At 77.5% G+C, this 1651-nt stretch carries 1 protein-coding gene; it reads left to right on the plus strand.

Going from position 1 to position 1651, the window contains the following annotated elements; all coding sequences use genetic code 11:
• Positions 1-1651, plus strand: a 1651-nt coding sequence (locus tag GTW08_RS03845) for an amino acid adenylation domain-containing protein (RefSeq protein ID WP_161151424.1), incomplete at both ends; no start/stop codon positions are given.

Here is a 1651-nt window from a genome sequence, read left to right on the forward strand (position 1 = left end):
CTCGACGGCGGCCCGGTCCCGGCCGCCCGCACGATGTGGGAGATGGTCGCCGGCTCCGTCGCCGACCGGCCCACCGCGGTCGCCGTCGCCGACGAGCACCGCGAGCTCGACTACGCCGGGCTCGACGTCGAGACCGCCGCTCTGGCCCGCGAGCTGCGCGCCCGCGGCGTCGGCCCGGAGACCGTCGTCGGGGTCGCGGTGCCGCGGTCGGTCGAGATGGTCGTCGCGGTGCTGGCGGTGCTGCGCGCCGGTGGCGCGTTCCTGCCGCTGGACCTCAACCTGCCCGCCGAGCGGCTGGAGTACCTGCTCACCGACTCCGGCACCCGGCTGGTCGTGACGACCGGCGACGCCGCGGCCCTGCTGCCCGCCGTCGACGGCGTCACCCACCTCGTCCCGGCGCCTCCGGAGCCGGGCCCGGCTCCGGAGGACCCGCCCACCGACCCGGCGGGCGCCGCCTACGTCATCTACACCTCGGGCTCGACCGGACGCCCGAAGGGCGCGGTCCTGCCGCACGCCGGCATCGGCGAGCTGCTGGAGCTGGCCCGCGACCGGATGCGGCTCACCGAGGACTCCCGGGTCCTGCAGTTCTCCGCGCCCGGCTTCGACGTGCTCGTGTTCGAGCTGTGCATGGCGCTGTGCTCCGGGGCCCGGCTCGTCGTCGCCCCGGAGCGGCTGCGCGGCCGCGACGCCGACCCGTCCGAGCTGACCGGGTTCTTCGCCGAGCAGCGGCTCACGCACCTGATCCTGCCGCCGTCGCTGATCACCGCGCTGCCGCCGGAGGCGTCGCTCCCGGCCGGGTCGACGGTGCTCGCCGGGACCGAGGCCGTCCCGCCGGACCTGATCGACCGCTGGGGCGCGCACCTGGACCTGCACGTCGCCTACGGGCTCACCGAGGCCACCGTGAACTCCACGCTGTGGCACTCGCGGCCGGGCACCGCGTTCCGGTCACCGATCGGGCGCCCCGACCCGGGCGTGCGGACCTACGTCCTCGACGACGCCCTCACCCCCGTCCCGCCCGGCGTCCCCGGCGAGCTGTACGTGGCCGGGGCCGGGCTGGCCCGCGGCTACCTGGGGCGCACCGCCCTCACCGCGGACCGCTTCGTGGCCTGCCCGTTCGGGGAGCCGGGGACCCGGATGTACCGCACCGGCGACCGCGTCCGGCTGCGCTTCGACGACGGCGCCGAGCACCCCGACCGCGAGCCGGTCCTGGAGTTCCTCGGCCGTTCCGACGACCAGGTCACGATCCGCGGCTACCGGATCGAGCCCGGCGAGATCGAGGCCGTCCTGGCCGCGCACCCGGACGTCGCGCAGGCCGCGGTCGTCGTACGTCGGCGGGGCCCGGTCACCCGGCTCGACGCCTACGTCGTCCCGGCGGGCGGCGGCACCGCGGTGCCCGCCGGCCTCGCCGAGCACCTGCGCGGGCGGCTGCCCGAGCACATGGTCCCGGCGCACCTCGTCGCGCTCGACGGGCCGCTGCCGCGCACCCCGAACGGGAAGGTCGACAAGCGGGCGCTGCCCGAGCCCGCCCCCGTGACCGGCAGCGGCCGGGAGCCCGCCGAGGGTCCGGAACGGGTGCTGGCCGGGCTGGTCGCCGAGCTGGTGGCCGTCGACCGGGTCGGCGCCGACGACGACTTCTTCGCCCTCGGCGGGG

Source organism: Pseudonocardia sp. SID8383, assembly GCF_009864975.1.
GTDB classification, from domain to species: domain Bacteria; phylum Actinomycetota; class Actinomycetes; order Mycobacteriales; family Pseudonocardiaceae; genus Pseudonocardia; species Pseudonocardia alni.